Here is a 19,905-nt window from a genome sequence, read left to right on the forward strand (position 1 = left end):
GAGATGTGTCGCACATATTGGTTGCATTCCAGGTTATGTGTGGAAACATTCACTGCTTTTATTGCCAATTATGGCGAAAACTGTGCGTAGTTGCGCCACCTGTAGCAGCGTGCATGGCAGATGTGGAGCAAAAAAGAGCCCGCACGATGGCGGGCTCTCGGGCAGATTCGATGACTCTGCGTGGCTTACTCAGCCTGGGAGGCTGGCTGCGCTGGCGTTTCACTGCTATCGGCTGACGTGCTCTCTGCCAACGGGGCTTCCGGTGCCGGACCCGGCACCAGCTCCACCGCCGGCTTGGCAATGAGGGAGCGGGTCTCTTCCACCGCTTCTGTCAGCTTGACCTCAATGATCTGACCGAGCTCGTAGACCACCTCGGTCTTGTCCAGATAGACGCGACCGTTGTCCCAGTTGCACTCCAGCCGATCCTTGTTGTCGAGGATATGACGGGCAGGCATGAAGACCACGGCGCCGTTCTCCTGCAGACGCAGCTTGAGGCCAGCACGCATCACGTCGATGATCTCGGCGTTGAACACCTTGTCGGTGCCAGCATCGGCCTTGAGGTAGCGGACATAGAGCCAGTCGCCGATGTCGCGCTCCACCATGCGGTGCAGGCGGCGGCAGGCGGTCAGGTGCTCGGTGAGCTCGGTGCTCGGGCGCTCGCCCGGGGTTTTGCCCGCGATGACCGCTTTGAGCAGACGATGGTTGACCATATCGCCGTATTTTCGAATAGGTGAGGTCCAGGTGGCGTAGGCATCCAGACCCAGGCCGTAATGTGCGCCCGGCTCGGAGGACATCAGTGCATAGCTCTGGAAGCGGCGGATCTTGCCATCCAGCCAGCGGGTATCGAGGTTGTCGATCCAGCGGCGCAGGGCGCAGAAGCCGGAGAGGCTGGCGATCTCGTCACGTTCGAACGGGGCCTCGGCGCTTTTCAGCAGGTCGATGGCGCCGTCGAGGGACTCTTCGTCAAAGCCTGTGTGGACGTTGAAGATGCCGTAGCCGACGCTCTTGCCCAGTACGCGACCGGCGCAGATGTTGGCGGCGATCATCGACTCTTCCACCATGCGGTTGGCGATGCGGCGTGGCTCGACGTGGATGGCCAGCACTTCGCCATTCTCGCCCAGCTCGAAGTCGTAGTCGGGACGATCCGGGAATACCAGTGCATGCTCGGTGCGCCACTTGATGCGCGCCTCGGTCATCGCCTTCATCAGCGGCAGCTGGGCCAGCACGCCGGCGTCGATATCCAGCTCTTTGCCATGCTCGGCCCAGTCGGAGACGTCGTCATAGTTGAGGCGGGCGTGGGAGCAGATGCGGGCGGCGAAGAACTCGGTCTCCTCCAGCAGCAGACCATCTTCGGCGATCAGCAGACGGGCACATAGAGTGTTGCGCTCTTCGCCCTCTTTCAGGGAGCAGAGCTCGTCGGAGAGGGTGCGCGGGATCATCGGCACGTTGCGGCCCGGCATATAGACGGTGAAGGCGCGCTGGGCGGCTTCCTTGTCCAGCTCGCTCCCTTCGGCCACATAGGCGGTCGGGTCGGCGATGGCGACCAGCAGCTCCCAGCCGTTGTCCAGCTTGGTGATGGCCAGCGCATCGTCCATGTCCTTGGTCTTGGCACCGTCGATGGTGAAAAAAGGCACCTTGGTCAGGTCACGACGGGGCAGCTCCTCTTCTTCGATCACCTTCCACTCCGGCAGATCAGCTGGTTCGACCTGGGCCAGGTTGTGGCGCGCCAGCACCACCCACCAAGGCACGTTGTGATCTTCCTGAGCGGCGATCTTCTGGGTGATCTCGGCAGAGAAGTTGCCGTCAACCAGCGCGTGGCGTTTGAGGGTGGCGACCACCCAGTCCCCTTCCTTGAACTCTTTTTCGTCCAGACCCTTCTTGACGCGGGCCTTGATGGCATCCTTGATCAGCGGGTGGTCGGCGACCACGTTGAGACGGTCGCGGAACATCTTGACCCGTGCCACGAAGCGGGTGACGGACTGCTCCAGCAGGGCATCCGGCTCGGCCACTTCCTTCTCTTTTTCGGTGCGGATCAGGGCGCTCACCCGGTCACCGTGCATCACCTTCTTCATGTAGGGAGGTGGCACGAAATAGCTGGTCTTCTCATCGACCTCCAGAAAGCCGAAGCCCCGATCGGAGGCGCGGATAACACCCTCTTTCTTGGGGATGTTTTCGCGGATTTGTTGCTTGAGCTGGGCCAGCAGCGGATTGTCTTGGAACATAAGTGAGGAACCTGAAGTGAAAACCTGGGTGAAGACCTGATGAAGGATCGCCCAGCACTATACGTTTTTAGCCCTGCAAAGCCAAGGTGAATGGCCTGCTCAGCGTGGTTTCAACTGCGATCTGGCATAGTCAATGAGACGTTGGGATAGCTGCTTGTGTACCCCCTTTTCCAGTACCCAGCGGTGCCAGTAGAGGCGTTCTGTCAGAACATGGTTGGGACTGAGGTTGAGCAGTGACCCGCCAGCGAGCTGGCCTCTGATCTGCAACTCGGGGATGAGACAATAGGCCAGGCCCTGTTCGGCCATGGCGACAAAGGCCTCGGACGAGTGAACCGTGTGGCAGGGATAACCGCCGGGCTCCAGCCCGAAGTGTTTCGCCATGAAGCTGACATGCATGTCGTCGCGTTGATCGAAGGCCACTGCCGGAGCCTTGGCCAGCGCCTCCCGGGTCAGACCGTGGGGAAAGTGGCGCGCCACGAACGCGGGGCTGGCGGTAAGCAGATAGTTCATTTCGCCCAGATCATCGACGCAGCAACCGGCCAGTGGCTGGGGATGCAAGCTGACCGCACCAAAGGCCTGACCCTCGCGTACCTTGTCGAGGGTGCGGCACTCGTCATCCACCAGCAGGTTGAGTTCGATGGGATGCTGCTCCAGCAAGGGGGCGATGGCGGGCAAAAACCAGGTTGCCAGGCTGTCGGCATTGACGGCGATACTGATCCGGATGGGGGCTTGTGGTGTGGCGGGAGCCAGCTCACCAGCCAGTTCCAGCTCGAGCTGGTGGACCTGACGATAGTGTGCCAGCAGCTTCTGGCCGAGCTGGGTCGCCTGCAACGGCTGGCTGCGGATGAGCAGCGGCTCGGCAAACTGTTGCTCCAGTAGTTTGATCCGCTGGGAGATGGCGGACTGGGTCATGTGCAGTGATTTGGCGGCCCGCTCGAAGTTCTGCTCCTGCAATACCGCATCCAGTGCCCGCAGCAGTTTGTAGTCCAGCTCTTTCATCTTCCCTCCCTTGCGTTGCTTCTGGGCTGACTCTACGTCACTCGGCAGGGGACAACAATGGGTGGTGACAGGGCCGTTACGCTGTGATTTCTGACAGTAGTGATCAGGTTGTTGAGGGAGGATACTGCCCGCTGACCCATGGGTTAGCCTGCGGGCTCATAGCGATCTGTTTATCCCGGGTCTGTTTTCCCGGGATTTTTTATGGCTGCGTTGCCAGCGCCGGTGATGGTTGCTGCAGTAGAGAGTGGCTGGTTTGATAGTGGCCCAGCAGAGGTTTACCAACGGCGTGGGCGAAGCGTTCATCCAGATGGAAGCGGATCCCCACCCCGCGCACGGCCCCCAGATCCACCGCCTGGCGATGGCCGAGGCGCTCGATGGGCAGGCCGAGGCGGCGGAAGATGCGCTCTACCGGCAGGCTGACGACAGCGACCAGCTCCCGGATCCCGTGAGCATGGGCGAAGGCATAGACTTCGCGAAAGATGACGCAGGTGAGCTCGCTGACGCCATTGACCATCCGCGGAGCACGGCTGGCATCGATGGCAAGACGGGTCAGTTCCCAGACATCGGGGGTACGCGGTGCACTTTCACCGGCAAGGGCGGTGGGGAAGATGGTGGGCAGCATATAGGCATCGGCACAGTTGAGCAGTCGAATACAGCCGCATAGCCCTTGCTTATCCTCGATCAGCACCCAATGGGTGTCTGGCGTATCAAAACTGTCACGCTCAAGTCCCCGATGGGACTCTACATCCCAGCCGAGCCGGTCGGAAAAGACGCGATTTCGAAAGCGATAGAGTTCATCCTCTACCTCATTTCGTGGATGCTCTCTCAATTTTCCTTTGAAAACCAACATTATGGGCCCTCTGTCTTGCTATTCGCCGTTATAATCACATGTCTGGCCAAGGGGGCTTTCATATGAAAAGAGACCAACTGCTTGAGTATCTCGAACATTTCACTTCGGTGACGGATGGCAACCGTCTGGCCGAGCTGATCGGTCACTTCACGCTCGGGATGGGCTACGACTACTACCGCTTCGCGCTGATCCTGCCGATGTCGATGCAAAGACCCAAGGTGGTGCTGTTCAATCACTGCCCTGACTCCTGGGTGCAGGCCTATACCGAAAACAACATGCTGGCATGTGATCCGGTGATCCAGCTGGCGCGCAAGCAGACCTTGCCCATCTACTGGAATCGCCTCGATGAGCGAGCAAGCTTTCTGCAAGAGGGAAGCATGGATGTGATGGGGCTGGCAGCCGAGTTCGGGCTGCGCAACGGCATCTCCTTCCCCTTGCACGGTGCCGCCGGGGAGAACGGTATTCTCTCCTTCATTACCTCGGAACGCGCCTCGAGCGATCTGCTGTTGGAGTCGTCGCCCATCCTCTCATGGATGTCCAACTACATCTTCGATGCCGCGATCCGGGTGGTGCGTTTCAGCATGATGGACAGTGTGGGCAAAGAGCCCCTGACCGAGCGCGAAACAGAGTGCCTGTTCTGGGCCAGTGAAGGAAAGACCTCCAGCGAGATTGCCTGCATTCTCGGCATCACGGAGCGCACAGTGAATTACCATCTCAATCAGGTCACCCGCAAAACCGGCTCCATGAACCGCTACCAGGCCATTGCCAAAGGGGTGGGAACCGGCTTGCTGCTGCCCAATCTGGAGCAGGTGGTGGTCACCAATTTCCCCAGAGTGCTTCAGTAGTCCGAGTCTCAGATACCACAGATTCTCCTGCTGCTGTCTGAGGGTCACAATTGTCAGATCCGGTAATTGACACGGGATTTAATAGAAGCGCTTCATCATTAGCAAAATGAATGAACCAGTAAATCAATGAATTTCTAAGAAGGAGCCGGACTCGCTATAGTGCCGTTCATTCATCATTTCGAACGGAATTTTCGATGCTGCTGACCACGACCCTGCAAGGTTTCACCATAGGTCTTGCCATGATCATCCCTATCGGCGCCCAGAATGCCTTTGTGCTGAGCAGGGGTATCCATCGCAACCATCATTTGCTGAGCGCCACACTCTGCAGCTTTTGCGACCTCATTCTGATCGCCATAGGGGTATTTGGCGGAGCCAATCTGCTGGCCGCCAGCCCGATCGGCATGATATTGCTCACCTGGGGGGGCGTACTGTTTCTCGGCTGGTTTGGTGTGCGCTCCCTGCGCAGCGCGTGGTATGGGCAGGAGGGAGGACTGGCCGACGCTTCGCAACGGATGAAAGCCAGAAGTGTACTGGCCATGACGCTAGGGGTCACCTTGCTCAATCCCCATGTCTATCTCGATACCCTGATGCTGCTCGGCTCGCTGGGCAGTCAGGTGAGCGAGCACCTGCGTCCGGCCTTTGCGGCCGGTGCCATGCTCGCCTCGCTGGTGTGGTTCTACTCACTTGCGCTGGGAGCTGCAGCATTGGCGCCCTGGCTGGCGAGAGGGGGGGTACAGCGGGGGATCGATCTGCTGGTCGGCATCATCATGCTGAGTCTGGCGGGCAAGCTGGCGTTTGGAGGCTAGTCCGCCAGACTGTATCCATGGTGATGTCGGTGACGCTCATTGGCGGATAGCGAGGGTAGGCTCCGTGCGATTGAGTGTCAAACACCAGTCCGTTCTACGGACTGGTGTTTTTACAGCTTCTCGATACAGAGGCTATACCCGGAACTGGGAGAGCAGGCGCTGTTGCTGCAGGCTGGCCTGATGGAGAGAGGAGGCCAGCAACAGGCACTCCTGCGCCTCCTGTTCGCCGGTTCTGGCCTGCAGGCTGATCCCCGAGACCTTGTCGGAGGAGTGGCTGAGGGTGTGTGACAGTTGCCCGGTGGCCACGGCCACCTGCTGCACCATATCGGCCAGCTGGTCGATGGCCCCTTCCACCTTGAACAGGATCTGCTTGGTGTTCTCGGAGTCTTGCATGCCAGACTCCACCGTCTTGAGGTTGCGCTGCATCATCAGATAGGCGCTCTCGGTCTGCTGCTGGATGCTGCTGATCACCTGGCTAATTTCGGCGCTTGAGGCCGCGGTGCGGTTGGCCAGGGTGCGCACCTCGTCAGCGACCACCGCAAAGCCACGTCCCATCTCCCCCGCGCGGGCTGCTTCGATAGCCGCATTGAGGGCCAGCAGGTTGGTCTGCTCCGAGATGCCGCTGATGGTGGAGATGATCTGGCCAATCTGGCCTGCCTGCTCCTTGAGGGCGTTGATGGCGACGGCGCACTCGCCCACCTCCTGCACCACCCGCTGCATGCCCGCGCTGGCGGAGGCGACATACTGGCTGCTCTCGGTGGTCAGCTGGCGCACCTCATTGGCATTGTGGGCCGCCATGCTGCAGTTGTCCGATATGGTGGTCGCTACCTGTACCATCTGTTCGCTGTCGTGGTGCAGGGCCAGCGCATGTTCGGCAGTCTGGCGGCTGCTCTGGCTGATCGCCTCCACCCGGTTGACCGAGGTGTGGACGTGCTCGCTGAAGTGCCGATTATTGTCCATGGTGGAGCTGATCATCTTCTGCAATTTCTCGATGAAGCGATCCACGCTGTTGGCAAGCGAGCCTATCTCGTCATCCCGTTGCAGGTTGATGCGGGCGTTGAGATCTCCCTCGCCGGCGGCGATATCCTGCATCCGTTTATCCACCTGCAGCAGCGGGGTGACCAGCTTGCGGGTCAGCCAGAAGCCGCAGAGGGTGACCATGAGCAGGCTCAGCAACAGGCCGCCCAGCAGCAGGGAGCGAGTCTGGCTGATGATGCCGTTGAGTTGGACGACCTGATCCTCGACGGTGGCATCACCGCTCGCCTCGATGGCAACCAGTTGTTGTTTCAGCTGGTCGGCACTGGCCTCATAGAGAGCCTGCTGGGTCTGATAGTTGCCGAGCGCCTCGATCCACTGCCCCATCAATTGCTGATGTCGGGTCAGCAGGGCGCGATACTCTGCGGACAGTGTCTTGCCAGCAAATTCCCCGGAGCCCTCGATATCGAACAGTCCGGTGCCGAGCATGCTGTCGATCGCTCCGTGGTAGAAATCGGTCGCCTCTTTCAGCTCGGCCTTGATCGCCGCCGTGACCCCCTGTCTGCGCATCTTCTCCAGCGCATAGAGCTGGCGCAAAAAGCCGATGTTGGACTCCATCCCCCCGTCGGCCGCTTCCCAGCGGGTAGAGAGGCCACTGTTCCAGCTGATGGTCTGGTCGGGGGATTGGGTCAGCGTCTCTACCGCCCCATCGCCGATCTCCTCCAGCTGCGTCGAGAGACGGGCCATCAGGTCGGCGTTATGATGCAGGGCCTGATCCGCCTCTGTGTAGGCGTGATAGAGCGTCAACAGCTTCTCTTGTTGCTGTTGATAGGCCTGCTTCTGTTGCTCCATGGACGAAAGGGCTGCGCCATCAATGAGCTGCCCCTGACTGACCCGAGCCAGTGCCTCATCGGTTGCCGCTTTGGCGGCATCAAGCTCGGCACGATTGAGCGGGGTGCCGTTTTGCATCTTCTGAATCTGTAACTGTTGATTGCCCAGTTCGATGGAGCCCTCCATGGCCCCGTCAGCGGTCTGCCAGGCGCTTCCCAACACATAGGCGAGCAGATCGGCAAGCCGCTGGCTGCCATACCAGCCCACGGCTCCCATCCCCAGCGTGCAGCCGAGCAAGATGGCAAGACCCAGATTGGCGGTGGTAACAATTTTCATATGATGGCCTTCCTTGGTATCTGCATTGCATCAATTTCGGTTCCGAACGAGTTTAGTGTAGTGTTCATGCCCGTTCGGAGTCCGGCCCGGTGCAGAAACATCCCGTACACTCCGGCTGAACCAGATCAAGCATGGTAGCCAATTGGCGAAAAAGCTTTCTGGCTACTCTGAGGTTGCCGCCATGTGCTGGATACTTATCCAGTTATTCTTTATGCTATGAGCCAATTTACGAATAGCTGTATTGGTGAGGAGAGAGCCGTGATTGGTCGCTTGAGAGGCATTGTCATTGAGAAGCAGCCCCCCGAGGTCCTGCTGGAAGTGGGTGGGGTTGGCTATGAGGTGCAGATGCCGATGAGCTGCTTCTATGATTTGCCGGAGATCGGCAGGGAAGCGACCATCCATACTCACTTTGTGGTGCGGGAAGATGCCCAACTGCTCTATGGTTTCAACCACAAACAGGAGCGGGCGCTGTTTCGCGAGCTGATCAAGACCAATGGGGTTGGCCCCAAACTGGCACTGGCTATTCTCTCCGGTATGACCGCTACCCAGTTTGTGCTGAGTGTCGAACGTGAAGAGATAAGCTCCCTGGTCAAACTGCCGGGGGTCGGCAAAAAGACCGCCGAGCGGCTGGTAGTCGAGATGAAGGATCGTCTAAAGGGCTGGGTCAGCCATGATCTCTTCTCCCCCGCCATGGTCACATTGCCAGCCAGTGAGCCTGAATTGCGGGCGCCGGGTGTGACCGAAGAGGCAGCCAGTGCGCTGGTTGCCCTTGGTTACAAGCCGCAACAGGCGAGCCAGATTGTCAGCAAGATCGCCAAAGAGGGTATGTCGGTGGAAGATATCATCCGTGAATCTCTTCGTAGCCTTGTGTGAGGTAGTTGATGATTGAAGCAGACCGCCTCATCTCGGCCAGTGCCGCCCGTGAGGATGACATTATTGATCGGGCCATCCGCCCCAAGAAGCTGGCTGACTACACCGGTCAGGATACCGTCTGCGAACAGATGGAGATCTTTATCGAAGCGGCGCGTCAGCGGGGTGAAGCGCTTGATCACCTGCTGATCTTCGGCCCGCCCGGTCTGGGCAAGACCACCCTCGCCAACATCGTCGCCAACGAGATGGGGGTCAATATCAAGACCACTTCCGGCCCGGTGCTGGAGAAAGCGGGTGATCTGGCTGCATTGCTCACCAACCTTGAACCGAACGATGTATTGTTCATCGACGAGATCCACCGTCTCAGCCCGGTGGTGGAGGAGGTGCTCTATCCGGCAATGGAGGATTACCAGCTCGACATCATGATCGGAGAGGGGCCAGCGGCTCGCTCCATCAAGCTGGATTTGCCCCCCTTCACCCTGATCGGCGCAACCACCCGGGCTGGTTCACTCACCAGCCCGCTGCGAGATCGTTTTGGTATCGTCCAGCGTCTTGAGTTCTACAACGTCAAGGACTTGACCGATATTGTCTCCCGCAGCGCCCGTTGTCTGGGACTCGATATGACAGAGGATGGAGCCATCGAGGTCGCTCGTCGCTCCCGTGGTACTCCGCGGATTGCTAACCGCTTGTTAAGACGGGTGCGCGATTTTGCCCAGGTGAAATCCGATGGCCGCATCGATGGTCCCATCGCGGCTCGCGCCATGGATATGCTGGATGTCGATAACGAGGGGTTTGATTTTATGGACCGCAAGTTATTGTTGGCTGTGATAGACAAGTTTATGGGGGGGCCGGTGGGTCTCGATAATCTGGCCGCCGCGATCGGGGAAGAGAAAGATACTATCGAAGATGTGCTGGAGCCTTATCTGATCCAGCAAGGGTATCTGCAACGTACACCCAGAGGACGGATTGCGACCACACGAGCCTACGCTCATTTCGGTCTTCAGCGACCAGATGAGAAGTAAAAACAGTCGTTTGAACATGAAACCGCCGTCAAAGGCGGTTTTTTGTTATGCGGGCCAAAAAAAGCCCACGGCGGATGCGGTGGGCAAAGACAATTCAGGATGGATGTTCACAGACAGTGAGTGCGTCTGGACACAGACCGGAAAATAAACAGGTGAGCCGTCGCGAGCTCTCAGAGTCGGTTCAGTTGATAGAGCTGAACAAAGGAAAGCTTGTAGTAACGGATGGTTTTAGCAACAAACTTTTTCATCTTCGATTCCAATAGACAGGTTCAAATTGATGGTCGAATACGTACCGTGAACCCGGATTAACCGGCCTGTATCCAAGGGGATGCCCTCACTGCGAGGCGCATTGTAGGAGTTCGAATCGACCTGGACAAACAAGAAAAATTGCAACCTTCAAATTAGTTTATCTAATGCCTTGCTTGATGAAATTGGTTCGCATGAGTATGCATTATTTGCAGTTTTAAATTGGATTTTTGAATCAGATTGACTGACCCGGATAACATGGAAAAAGGCGCGTTATCGACACTTTTCAAATTAAACGAGGTAGCCGGATGTTAAATTCTTAAATTGATTTAAATCAATATTTTACGCTTTATCATCTTTTGTGATCTGGCTCTCTTCAATAATCGTGAAATAGATTAAACATGGCTTTGAAAGCCATGTATTTCGGGTCCTTTTACATTGATTTCAATCAAATAAAGGTGATATAAAAACCCGGTCATAATGGGCGAGAATAAATTGAAGCTGATTGTTTTGTAATTGTTAAACATTAGCTTTATTTGTTTTCCTGTATTGCCTTGTTGTTAATATTGGTGGTTACTGAAAGTGTTTTGTTGTGATGCGTCTCAATGGGGCCCATTCGATAACCCCCAACGGAAGCTTTGTCCTTAAAACTTAAAATAGCCGTGCCAATAATCGGTGAGGAAACATCATGATTGCTGAGCATGTGGTAGACCTATCGCGGTTCCAGTTCGCTGCGACGGCCCTTTATCACTTTTTGTTTGTACCCCTGACGCTGGGAATGGCTTTTCTCCTGGCGATCATGGAATCCGTCTATGTGATGACCAACAACACCATCTACCGGGATATGACCAAATTCTGGGGTAAGTTGTTTGGTATCAACTTTGCCCTGGGGGTTACCACAGGCTTGGCCATGGAGTTCCAGTTCGGGACGAACTGGGCGTATTACTCCCATTATGTCGGCGATATCTTCGGGGCTCCGTTGGCCATTGAAGGGCTGATGGCCTTCTTCCTGGAGTCCACCTTCGTCGGTATGTTCTTCTTTGGTTGGGATCGTCTGAGCAAGCATCAGCATCTGGCTGCCACCTGGTTGATGGCACTGGGTACCAACCTCTCCGCCCTCTGGATCCTGGTTGCCAACGGCTGGATGCAAAACCCGGTCGGTGCCGAGTTCAACTTTGAATCCATGCGGATGGAGATGATGAGCTTCGCTGACGTGGTGCTCAACCCGGTTGCCCAGGTCAAGTTCGTCCACACTGTGGCGGCTGGCTATACCTGTGGCGCCATGTTTGTGCTGGGTATCTCCTCCTACTACCTGCTGAAGAATCGTGATGTGGCGTTTGCCCGTCGCTCCTTCGCCATTGCCGCCGCGTTCGGTATGGCTTCCATCGTGTCCGTGCTGATCCTCGGTGACGAATCCGGTTACGAGACCGGTGAAGTGCAGAAGGTTAAACTGGCCGCTATCGAAGCCGAATGGGAAACTGAACCTGCTCCGGCCGCCTTTACCCTGTTCGGTATTCCGAATCAGGAAGAGATGCGCACCGACTACGCCATCAAGATCCCTTATGCGCTTGGTATTATCGCGACCCGTTCTCTGGACGGTCAGGTCACCGGTCTGAAGGATCTGAAGAGCGAGCACGAACTGCGCGTTCGTAACGGTATGACCGCTTACGATCTGCTGACCAAGCTGCAATCCGGTGACAAGTCTGACGAGACCCGTGCTCGCTTCGACGAAGTGAAGCAGGATCTGGGCTACGGTCTGCTGCTCAAGCGCTACACCAGCAACGTGACCGATGCGACCGAAGAGCAGATCAAGGCCGCTGTGGATGACTCCATCCCGCAGGTACTGCCGCTGTTCTTCGCCTTCCGCATCATGGTTGCCGTCGGCATGCTGATGCTGGTACTGATTGGTATGGCCTTCTATGACAGTGCCCGTCACCAGATCGGCAAGCGCAAGTGGCTGCTCAAGGCTCTGCTGTGGGGTATCCCGTTGCCGTGGATCGCGATCGAAGCTGGCTGGTTTGTTGCTGAATATGGTCGCCAACCGTGGACCATTGCAGAGGTGTTGCCGACTTCCCTCTCTGCATCCAATTTGCCTGCAGCCGAGATCTGGTTCTCTCTGATCGGTATCTGCCTGTTCTATACCGTACTTCTGGTTATCGAGATGTACCTGATGTTCAAGTATGCCCGTCTTGGCCCCAGCAGCCTGAAGACTGGCAAGTATCACTTTGAACAGATCAAGGCATAAGGAGAGCGACCATGTTTGATTACGAAACTCTGCGTGTCATCTGGTGGGCTCTGGTCGGCGTACTGCTGATCGGTTTTGCCATCACTGACGGCTTCGACATGGGGGTAGGCGCACTGCTCCCGTTCGTCGGCAAGAAAGATGTCGAGCGCCGCGTGATGCTCAACACCATGGGGCCGCACTGGGAAGGTAACCAGGTTTGGCTGGTCACTGCCGGTGGTGCCTTGTTCGCCGCCTGGCCGATGGTGTATGCCGCGACCTTCTCCGGCTTCTACATCGCGATGATCCTGACGCTGATGGCGCTGTTCCTGCGTCCGGTCGGTTTCAAGTACCGCTCGCTGCGTGCTGATGCCAAATGGCGCAGCAACTGGGACTGGGCCTTGTTCGCCGGTAGCGCCGTACCGCCCATCGTCTTTGGTGTGGCCTTTGGCAACCTGTTGCAAGGCGTTCCATTCGAGTTTAACCAGTTCATGATGTTGACCTATCACGGCAACTTCTTTGGCCTGCTGAACCCGTTCGGCATTCTGGCTGGTCTTGTGAGCCTGTTCATGCTGCTCACCCAGGGTGCAACCTGGTTGATGATGAAGACCGATGGTGAAGTGCTGGCGCGTTCCCGCACTGCCGCCATGATCTGCTCACTGGTGACCCTGGTGCTGTTTGCTGCCGCGGGTTGGTGGGTAAGCGGTATGGAAGGGTATGTCATCGTCAAGGCTGCCGCGACTGACGCAGTATCCAACCCGATGAACAAGGAAGTTGTCCTGCAGGCTGGCGCCTGGATGAACAACTACACCCTCTATCCGTGGATGGTGGCTGCCCCTGTACTGGGTCTTGCCATGAGCCTGCTGACTGCGCTGTTTGCCCGTATGAACATCGGCTGGCTGGCGTTTACCAGCTCCTCGCTGGCGATTGCCGGGGTCATCCTCACTGCCGGTTTCTCCATGTTCCCGTTTGTGATGCCCTCAAGCCTTGAGCCGTCACTGAGCCTGACCATGTGGGATGCTACCGCCTCCTTCAACACCTTGCAGGTGATGACCGTGGCTGCAGCAGTCTTCGTACCGATTGTGCTGGGTTACACCATCTGGACTTACATCAAGATGTTTGGCCGGGTAACCAACAAGCACATCGAAGATAACCAACAATCTCTCTATTAAGAGGTGCGCTGACAATGTGGTATTTCACCTGGATCCTGGGGCTGTTGCTGGCCTGTGCATTTGGCATCATCAATGCGCTGTGGCTGGAACACACCGAGAACATGGATCGTCAGATCGATGAAAACAAGTGATCGACTCGCCAGGCTGGCCGCTCCACTGGAGCGGCAGCCGTGGCAGGGGTTGATGTTACTCGCGGCGGCCTTGTTGGCCGTCGCTATTTTACAGGCCCCCAATCTGATCGCGGCCAACACCAGCGAGCATGGTCTCTGGCTTGCTCCCTGGCTGATGTGGGCCGTCTGTTGTGGCGTACTTAACGGGCTTGGCTTTCATCTGAAAAGCCTGCCCGGACGTGTGCTGTTCAACCCCTGGCTCGCCTGGCCCAGTTTGTTGTATGGCCTCTGGCTGACACATTCATATTTCCTTTCATAAAAAACGGGGGGAGGCAGGATTTCCCTGTCTCCCCCTGCTTCTTTCCTATTCAGCCCTGCGCTATGATAGCCCCCCATCTGACTGTCGAATGGATCACAGATTGTTATGGGGGAAGTCTTTGAGTTTCCGGTACGTGTCTACTACGAAGACACCGATGCCGGGGGCATCGTCTACAACGCCAATTATCTCAAGTTTATGGAACGTGCTCGCACCGAGTTTCTTCGTGCCAAAGGGGTCGAACAGGACGTCTGGCTGCAGGAGGGATATGCCTTCGTGGTGAGCCGAACTGAGATCGATTTCCGCTCGGCGGCCCGTTTTAATGAACTATTGAATGTATTAACGCAAGTGATTGAAGTGAAACGCGCATCCCTGCGTTTTTCGCAGCAGATCCTGGCGGCTGATGGACGACTCGTCACCCAGGCTTTGGTACAGATAGCCTGTGTAAGTCATCCGCAAATGAAACCTGTAGCTATACCTGAAAAAATCAAGGGAGTGCTGTTAAGTGCACGCTGAAATTTCGTTTATTGGCCTGTTTTGGCAAGCCAGCCTGTTGGTAAAACTGGTCATGATCACCCTGATGAGCATGTCTATTGTCTCCTGGGCGCTGATTATCCAGCGTTCCAAGGCGATCAAGGCGGCCAATCTCGCATCGGAACAGTTTGAAGATCGCTTCTGGTCAGGGGTCGATCTCAATCGCCTCTATCAGGAGTCCTCTTCCCGCCGCGATGATATCGAAGGCATGGAAGATATCTTCTACTCCGGCTTCAAGGAGTATGCCCGCCTGCTCAAGGCCGGGGCCCGTGGTCAGGATGCGGTGATGGATGGTACCTACCGTGCCATGCGCGTCTCCCTCTCCCGTGCGGTGGATGATCTGGAATCCAACCTGCCGGTGCTGGCGACCATCGGCTCCATCAGCCCCTACATCGGTCTGTTCGGTACCGTATGGGGGATCATGAACGCCTTTATCGCCCTGGGTCAGGTGCAGCAGGCCACCCTGCAGATGGTGGCACCGGGTATCGCGGAAGCGCTGATTGCGACCGCCATGGGTCTGTTTGCCGCTATCCCGGCGGTAATCTTCTACAACCGCTTCTCCAACAAGGTCGAGCGGCTGGAGAACGCCTACGCCAACTTCATGGACGAGTTCACCACCATTCTGAACCGTCAAATTGCTCAGCAGCAGGGTGATCAGTAATGCAAACCTATCAGCGGATCCGGCGCAAGAAGGTGGCCGAGATCAACGTGGTTCCCTATATCGACGTCATGCTGGTGCTGCTTATCATCTTTATGGCGGTCACGCCGGTGATCACGCAAGGGGTCAAGGTGGATCTGCCGCAGGCTGAGTCCGAGCAGTTGCCGGAAGATGCCAAGCCGCCCTTCATCGTAAGCGTCAATACCGAAGGCGAGTATGTCATCAAGGCTGGCGAAGCCGATGACGAGCCGGTGCCAAGTGGCACGCCAGAGGCGATGCAGCAATACATCACCGAAAAAGCCATGGGCTATCTGGCGATCAACCAGAATGCCCCCGTGGTGGTCGCGGGTGACAAGGCCGTGCGCTACGAAGAGGTGATCCTGTTGATGGTGGCCCTCAAGAATGCGGGTGTGCCTCAGGTTGGCCTGATGACAGATCCGGTGAACTAACGGAGATGGATGTGAAGCGTGGTATTTCCGGTTATCTCATCGCGTCGTTTCTGCTGCACCTGATCATCGGCATCATCCTGTTTGTCGGGCTCGATTTCAGCAAACCGAAACGACCCGAATCGAAGGGGCAGATCGTCAATGCCGTCATGCTTGATGAGAACTTCCTCAACGAGCAGGCCAAGCAGATCCAGCAGCAGAAAGCTCAGCCCAAGCCGCAGAAGGTAGAGAAAGAGAAGGATAAGGAAGATACGGATCTTGCCAAACGCGAACTAGCCCAGCAGCAGGAACGGCTGCGTATTGCCGAGGCCAAGCGGAAAGAAGCAGAAGAGGCGACCCGCAAGGCCGAGGCTGAGAAGCAGAAAAAAGTTGCCGAGCAGAAGCGGGCGGAAGAGAAGGCGCAGAAAGCCGAGGAGGCCCGCAAGCTGGAAGAGCAGAAGGCCAAGAAGGCGGAAGCCGAGCGCAAGGCTGCTGAAGAGGCCAAGGCACTGGCGCTGAAGAAAAAGAAAGAGCTCGAGAAAAAACAGGCGGAAGAGAAGGCTAAAGCCGAGGAGGCCAAAGCCAAGAAAGCGGAAGCTGACAAGAAGGCCAAGGCTGAGGCAGAGAAGAAAGCCAAGGCAGAGGCTGAGAAAAAAGCCAAAGCCGAGGCTGAGAAGAAGGCCAAGGAAGAGGCAGCCAAAAAGGCAAAAGCTGACGCAGAGAAGAAAGCCAAGGCTGAAGCCGAGAAGCAGGCCAAGATCGCGGCAGAACGCAAACGCAAAGCGGCCGAGGAGGCCAGACTGCAAAAAGAGATGGAAGCCATGATGCAGCAGCAGCTGGCGGCTGAAGCCAATGCCCGCAGCCAGGCTGCCTCTGCAGCGGCACAAGGTGAGGTCGACAAGTATGCGGCGCTCATCAAGGCCACTGTTGAGCGGTATATGATTTTGGATCCCACCATGCGGGGCAAAACATGTACTATCGGCGTACGTCTTGCGAGCAGTGGCTTTGTCATATCGGTAGATAACGGCCAGGGTGACCCGGCGGTCTGTCGTTCGGGTAAGGCGGCTGTCTTGAAAGCCAATCAACTGCCAGTGCCCAAGGATCCTGCGGCATTCGAGATGTTGAAGGAATTTAACCTGAAGTTAGAACCGAGTATCTAAGCGTGATAAAACGAGGTTGCTTGCCTCCGGTTGGCAACCTCTCGCCGAGAAAGGAATTTAACCTCTCATCTTTATTGGAACCGAGTATTTAAGCCATGATCAGAAAAGTATTTTTTGCTTTGGTTGGCTGTTTGTTGCTGGGCCAGAGTGCCCAGGCGGCCCTGGACATCGTCATCACCGGCGGTATTGATAGCGCACGCCCCATCGCCGTTGCTCCCTTCAAGTGGGAAGGCAACGGACAGTTGCCGCAGGACATCGCGGAAGTAGTCTCCAACGACCTGATGCGCAGCGGCAAGTTCAAGCCGCTGGCCCGTGGCCAGATGCCGCAAACCCCGAGCAGCAGCAGCGAGATCAACTTCGCTCCCTGGGCCTCCCAAGGGGTTGAAGCCGTGGTGGTGGGTTCCATTTCGGCAGTCGGTGACGGCACCTACAAGGTGAACTTCGAGCTGGTCGATGTGCTGAAAGGCCAGCTGGCCAAGGCACAAGGTGGCGAGAGCAACGGTTACATTCTGGATAGCCGTATGGCGACCATCCCGGGTGCCCAGATGCGCCAGTTTGCCCACCGTATCTCCGACATCGTCTATGAGCGTTTGACGGGCGAGCGCGGTGCCTTCCTGACCCGTCTGGCTTATGTCTCCGTACAGCAGGGTACCCAGTTCCCGTACCAGCTGCGTATTTCTGACTACGACGGTTACAACGAGAAGACCTTGCTGCGCTCCCGCGAGCCGTTGATGTCTCCGGCCTGGTCGCCGGATGGCAGCAAGCTGGCTTACGTGAGCTTCGAGAACCAGAAGTCCGAAATCTACGTGCAGGATATCTACACCCAGCAGCGCAGCCTGATCACCAGTTTCCGCGGTATCAACGGGGCGCCGGAGTGGTCTCCGGATGGTCGTCGTCTGGCTATCGTTCTCTCCAAAGATGGTTCACCGAACCTCTATGTGGTTGATGTCGCTAGCAAGCAGCTGACCCGCGTCACAACCAGCCGTGTGATCGACACCGAACCCTCCTGGATGCCGGATGGGCAAAATTTGTTGTTCACCTCTGAACGTGGTGGCAAACCCCAGATTTATAGCGTAAATTTGGCGACTGGTATGACTCGCCGGATGACTTGGGAAGGTGAATCCAACCAGGGTGCATCCATCACTCCTGATGGCAAAATCATGGTGATGGTGACCCGTGTTCAGGGACAGTATCGTATTGCCCGTCAGGACATGGAAAACAATGCCCTGTTGGTCCTTACCCAGAGTGCTCTGGATGAGTCGCCAAGTGTGGCTCCCAATGGCAGCATGATCATTTATGCCACCATCTATCAGGGTCGTAAGAGTCTCGCGTTGGTGTCGACTGATGGTCGCTTCAAGGCTGTGCTTCCGACCAGTAGCGGTGAAATTCGTGCACCAGCTTGGTCGCCCTTCTTGAATTGATAAAAATCCAATTGTTTTTTGTTTTGTTATAAAGGTTTAAGGAAATAGCATGCAACTCAATAAACTGCTCAAGGGTTTGGCCATCGCACTGCCACTGTTCACCCTGGCCGCTTGTAGTTCTTCTTCTGATTCCGACGCCGCTGGCGCTGAATCAGGTATGACCGACGGCATGGGCGGTGTACAAACCGGCGGCGCCAACGGCATGTTGTCCCCGGAAGAGCAGATGCGTCAGAAGTTCGAAGCACTGCAGCGTGACAACGTGATCTACTTCCCGTTCGACGGTTACGATATCCAGGGTCAGTACGCTGATCTGCTGGATGCCCACGCCAGCTACCTGCGCGAGCGCCCGAGCGTGAAAGTCCTGATCGAAGGTCACGCCGATGAGCGCGGTACTCCGGAGTACAACATCGCTCTGGGCGAGCGTCGTGCCAAGGCTGTTGCCAAGTATCTGCAAACCCTGGGTGTGCAGGCCGAGCAGCTCTCCATCGTCAGCTATGGCGAAGAGAAGCCGCTGGATCTGTCTCACACCGAGGATGCCTTTGCCAAAAACCGCCGCGCGGTTCTGGTTTACTAAGGTTTAAACCGAACGAAGTTCGTTTATATGCAAGCGGCCATTTCGATGGCCGTTTTATTTGCACTAAACGCCAAGGTTTGATCCGAATGAAATCTGTATATGCGAGCGACGATGGCGCTGGCCGTTTTATCTGTACTAAACGCTAAGGTTTGATCCGAATGAAATCTGTGTACAAGCAAGCTGTCGTTGCGCTGGCCGTAATGGTTGCTCTGAATGCGCAAGCTGCGGCACCGGTCAGCGATCTGGGCGGTGACTCAAGTGGTGGGGTTGTCCTTAGCGGCAACAACGGTGCCATCGTGCCCACCGGTAGCCTGGAAGATCGGGTTGCCCTGCTGGAGCGCACCCTCAATGCCCGTCTGCGACTGCAAGCCGAATTGCAGCAACAGGTCGACTCCCTGCAAGGGGAGGTCTCCGAGCTGCGTGGTCAGCTGGAGCAGCAGACCTACCAGATGGAACAGTCGCAAGAGCGCCAGCGTCAGCTCTATCAGGAGCTCGACAAGGTTGCCAGCAGCCAGCAAGCTGCTCCAGCCGCCCCGACCCCTGCTGCTGCCACACCGGCTGCTGCCGCCAATTACTCAACTAATCAGGATGAGAATCAGGCCTACGACGCAGCGGTCAACATGGTGCTCAAAGAGAAGAACTACGACAAAGCCATTCCGGCTTTCCAGGGCTTCATCAAGCAGTACCCCAATTCGGGCTATGTTCCCAATGCACACTACTGGCTCGGCCAGTTGCTGTTCAACAAGGGTGACAGAGCCGGAGCCTCGGCCCAGTTTTCGACCGTGGCCAACAAATACAGCAAATCCCCCAAGCGAGCCGATGCGTTGCTGAAGCTGGGTATGCTGGCGCAACTGGATGGCAAGAAGGCGGAAGCCAAATCCTTCTATGAGCAGGTGATCAAGGGCTATCCCAACACCTCGCCGGCCCAGTTGGCCAAACAGAGTCTGGCCAAGCTGTAACATTGCTGTATGTCACTGTTTTCGTAACGCTACTGTAAAAACAGCCTGCATTTGTACGCACAGTGAGCAAACGGATTTAAATTACGAATTTTCTGTTGCACCGGAAATTTAAATCCGTAATATAGGCCGCCGTCAGAGCCGAAGCAGTAATGCAGTCGGAACTGGTCGTGGTGAGGGTCGTTAGCTCAGTCGGTAGAGCAGTTGACTTTTAATCAATTGGTCGCTGGTTCGAATCCAGCACGACCCACCATTTTCTCCACTCGGTGGAGACAGAATTCCCAGGTCGTTTAGCTCAGCTGGGAGAGCACCTCCCTTACAAGGAGGGGGTCACTGGTTCGATCCCAGTAACGACC

General features: G+C 56.6%; 19 protein-coding genes and 2 tRNA genes. 17 read left to right on the forward strand and 4 right to left on the reverse strand.

Going from position 1 to position 19,905, the window contains the following annotated elements:
- Positions 1–185 precede the first annotated feature (185 nt).
- The 3 genes from G5367_RS11805 to G5367_RS11815 all read right to left on the reverse strand — a co-directional run bounded on the left by G5367_RS11805 (position 186) and on the right by G5367_RS11815 (position 4,071).
- A complete protein-coding gene (locus tag G5367_RS11805; protein ID WP_421244380.1) occupies positions 186–2,222 on the reverse strand; it encodes an exoribonuclease II in 2,037 nt (678 codons plus the stop codon).
- Between the two features lie 99 nt (positions 2,223–2,321).
- Positions 2,322–3,221 (reverse strand): LysR family transcriptional regulator ArgP, encoded by a 900-nt coding sequence (locus tag G5367_RS11810; protein WP_421244379.1) that lies wholly within the window; start codon positions 3,219–3,221, stop codon positions 2,322–2,324.
- 199 nt (positions 3,222–3,420) lie between these two features.
- Positions 3,421–4,071 carry an acyl-homoserine-lactone synthase gene (locus tag G5367_RS11815; protein ID WP_236347198.1) on the reverse strand — a complete coding sequence of 217 codons (651 nt, stop codon included), beginning with the start codon at positions 4,069–4,071 and terminating at the stop codon, positions 3,421–3,423.
- Between the two features lie 62 nt (positions 4,072–4,133).
- On the opposite strand from G5367_RS11815, the gene G5367_RS11820 reads away from it, so the two are divergent.
- A complete protein-coding gene (locus G5367_RS11820) occupies positions 4,134–4,916 on the forward strand; it encodes a LuxR family transcriptional regulator (RefSeq protein ID WP_005343205.1) in 783 nt (260 codons plus the stop codon).
- 194 nt (positions 4,917–5,110) lie between these two features.
- Positions 5,111–5,722, forward strand: coding sequence for an L-lysine exporter (gene lysE / locus G5367_RS11825; protein ID WP_005343206.1), 612 nt, complete (start codon positions 5,111–5,113; stop codon positions 5,720–5,722).
- Between the two features lie 132 nt (positions 5,723–5,854).
- Here the strand turns inward: lysE and G5367_RS11830 are convergent, their stop codons facing one another.
- Positions 5,855–7,864, reverse strand: a complete 2,010-nt coding sequence (locus G5367_RS11830; RefSeq protein ID WP_421244378.1) for a methyl-accepting chemotaxis protein — start codon at positions 7,862–7,864, stop codon at positions 5,855–5,857.
- A 258-nt stretch (positions 7,865–8,122) separates the two neighbouring features.
- On the opposite strand from G5367_RS11830, the gene ruvA reads away from it, so the two are divergent.
- The 15 genes from ruvA to G5367_RS11905 all read left to right on the forward strand — a co-directional run bounded on the left by ruvA (position 8,123) and on the right by G5367_RS11905 (position 19,905).
- Positions 8,123–8,737: a Holliday junction branch migration protein RuvA gene (gene ruvA / locus G5367_RS11835; protein WP_216979491.1), complete on the forward strand. Its 615-nt coding sequence runs from the start codon at positions 8,123–8,125 to the stop codon at positions 8,735–8,737.
- An 8-nt stretch (positions 8,738–8,745) separates the two neighbouring features.
- On the forward strand, positions 8,746–9,756 hold the full coding sequence (gene ruvB, locus G5367_RS11840) for a Holliday junction branch migration DNA helicase RuvB (RefSeq protein ID WP_005335744.1): 1,011 nt from the start codon (positions 8,746–8,748) through the stop codon (positions 9,754–9,756).
- Positions 9,757–10,690: 934 nt separating this feature from the next.
- Complete coding sequence (locus G5367_RS11845) at positions 10,691–12,247, forward strand: cytochrome ubiquinol oxidase subunit I (protein ID WP_421244377.1); 1,557 nt, start codon at positions 10,691–10,693, stop codon at positions 12,245–12,247.
- An 11-nt stretch (positions 12,248–12,258) separates the two neighbouring features.
- Positions 12,259–13,395 carry a cytochrome d ubiquinol oxidase subunit II gene (cydB, locus tag G5367_RS11850; protein WP_033113517.1) on the forward strand — a complete coding sequence of 379 codons (1,137 nt, stop codon included), beginning with the start codon at positions 12,259–12,261 and terminating at the stop codon, positions 13,393–13,395.
- A gap of 14 nt (positions 13,396–13,409) precedes the next feature.
- Positions 13,410–13,526 (forward strand): cytochrome bd-I oxidase subunit CydX, encoded by a 117-nt coding sequence (gene cydX / locus G5367_RS11855; protein WP_005304933.1) that lies wholly within the window; start codon positions 13,410–13,412, stop codon positions 13,524–13,526.
- Positions 13,513–13,824: a cyd operon YbgE family protein gene (locus G5367_RS11860; RefSeq protein ID WP_041202810.1), complete on the forward strand. Its 312-nt coding sequence runs from the start codon at positions 13,513–13,515 to the stop codon at positions 13,822–13,824. Before cydX ends, G5367_RS11860 begins: the two co-directional genes overlap by 14 nt.
- 105 nt (positions 13,825–13,929) lie before the next feature.
- A complete protein-coding gene (gene ybgC / locus G5367_RS11865; protein WP_005343212.1) occupies positions 13,930–14,337 on the forward strand; it encodes a tol-pal system-associated acyl-CoA thioesterase in 408 nt (135 codons plus the stop codon).
- A 1-nt stretch (position 14,338) separates the two neighbouring features.
- The gene (gene tolQ, locus G5367_RS11870) at positions 14,339–15,016 is read left to right on the forward strand and encodes a protein TolQ (RefSeq protein ID WP_216954450.1); all 678 of its coding nucleotides are present in this window, start codon (positions 14,339–14,341) and stop codon (positions 15,014–15,016) included.
- A complete protein-coding gene (gene tolR, locus G5367_RS11875) occupies positions 15,016–15,462 on the forward strand; it encodes a protein TolR (protein ID WP_005335733.1) in 447 nt (148 codons plus the stop codon). Before tolQ ends, tolR begins: the two co-directional genes overlap by 1 nt.
- Before the next feature lie 5 nt (positions 15,463–15,467).
- A complete protein-coding gene (tolA, locus tag G5367_RS11880) occupies positions 15,468–16,598 on the forward strand; it encodes a cell envelope integrity protein TolA (protein WP_216979490.1) in 1,131 nt (376 codons plus the stop codon).
- Between the two features lie 95 nt (positions 16,599–16,693).
- Positions 16,694–18,019, forward strand: a complete 1,326-nt coding sequence (gene tolB, locus G5367_RS11885) for a Tol-Pal system beta propeller repeat protein TolB (RefSeq protein WP_005335728.1) — start codon at positions 16,694–16,696, stop codon at positions 18,017–18,019.
- 49 nt (positions 18,020–18,068) lie between these two features.
- Entirely contained in the window at positions 18,069–18,593 is a 525-nt protein-coding gene (gene pal, locus G5367_RS11890) for a peptidoglycan-associated lipoprotein Pal (RefSeq protein ID WP_005313284.1), read from the forward strand.
- A 158-nt stretch (positions 18,594–18,751) separates the two neighbouring features.
- Positions 18,752–19,552 carry a tol-pal system protein YbgF gene (ybgF, locus tag G5367_RS11895; protein ID WP_421244376.1) on the forward strand — a complete coding sequence of 267 codons (801 nt, stop codon included), beginning with the start codon at positions 18,752–18,754 and terminating at the stop codon, positions 19,550–19,552.
- A gap of 174 nt (positions 19,553–19,726) precedes the next feature.
- Positions 19,727–19,802, forward strand: a tRNA-Lys gene (locus tag G5367_RS11900).
- 31 nt (positions 19,803–19,833) lie between these two features.
- Positions 19,834–19,905, forward strand: a tRNA-Val gene (locus G5367_RS11905).

This window comes from Aeromonas sp. 604282, from assembly GCF_049170575.1.
Lineage (GTDB): Bacteria > Pseudomonadota > Gammaproteobacteria > Enterobacterales > Aeromonadaceae > Aeromonas > Aeromonas veronii_A.